Source organism: Vallitalea maricola, assembly GCF_036985595.1.
Classification (GTDB): Bacteria; Bacillota; Clostridia; order Lachnospirales; family Vallitaleaceae; genus Vallitalea; species Vallitalea maricola.
Map to the genome: position 1 here is coordinate 1 of NZ_BTPU01000186.1, position 281 is coordinate 281.

Annotated in this window: 1 protein-coding gene; it reads left to right on the top strand. The window is 33.8% G+C overall.

The window, feature by feature from the left end; translation table 11 throughout:
* Positions 1 to 29 precede the first annotated feature (29 nt).
* The coding region (locus AACQ14_RS23815) for a hypothetical protein (protein ID WP_339366028.1) at positions 30 to 281 on the top strand (252 nt) is incomplete at its 3' end.

Below are 281 nucleotides of genomic sequence, written 5' to 3' on the forward strand. Positions count from 1 at the left end.
GTGGTATGTTAAAGGAGGGAGTTAGGTTTATGACATTGAAATTTCCTATAGGGTATCATACTTTTAATAATGATAACCTACTTAATTTTCAACTGAACCGATGGTATTCAACAGGATTTTTAAGCTATGATGAACTGAAACAAGCTGGTGAACGTATAAACAACTTACAGAATGCAAAGAGTGTATTCAAAGAACTTGGAGAAAAAGCTGTAAATGATAATAGGTGGCTTGTAGGTGCTACATATTTACGTGCTGCTGAATTTTTTTCTTTGGGTAATGAC